Annotated in this window: 1 rRNA gene; it reads left to right on the plus strand. The window is 54.0% G+C overall.

Annotated features, from left to right (window positions below):
* A 23S ribosomal RNA gene (locus D4N35_RS17850) occupies positions 1–631 on the plus strand; the annotation flags it as partial.

The following is a 631-nucleotide window of genomic DNA, read 5'->3' on the forward strand; positions in this document are numbered from 1 at the left end:
ATATGCTCCGGGGAGCTGTAAGCAAGCATAGATCCGGAGATTTCCGAATGGGGGAACCCACTGCCAGTAATGGGGCAGTATCCTGTACTGAATACATAGGTGCAGGAAGGCAGACCCGGGGAACTGAAACATCTTAGTACCCGGAGGAAGAGAAAGAAAAATCGATTCCCCAAGTAGCGGCGAGCGAAACGGGAAGAGCCCAAACCGGAAGGTTTGCCTTCCGGGGTTGTAGGACACTCTATACGGAGTTACAAAGGAATGTGGTAGGTGAAGCGGTCTGGAAAGGCCCGCCAGAGGAGGTAACAGCCCTGTAGCCGACACTTCATTCCCTCCAGAGTGGATCCTGAGTACGGCGGGACACGAGGAATCCCGTCGGAATCCGGGAGGACCATCTCCCAAGGCTAAATACTCCCTAGTGACCGATAGTGAACCAGTACCGTGAGGGAAAGGTGAAAAGCACCCCGGGAGGGGAGTGAAAGAGATCCTGAAACCGTGTGCCTACAAGTAGTCAGAGCACCTAGTGTGTGATGGCGTGCCTTTTGTAGAATGAACCGGCGAGTTGCGATTTCATGCAAGGTTAAGCTGAGAAGGCGGAGCCGCAGCGAAAGCGAGTCTGAACAGGGCGAAAGAG

The organism is Siminovitchia fortis (genome assembly GCF_003605365.2).
GTDB classification, from domain to species: Bacteria; Bacillota; Bacilli; order Bacillales; family Bacillaceae_C; genus Siminovitchia; species Siminovitchia fortis.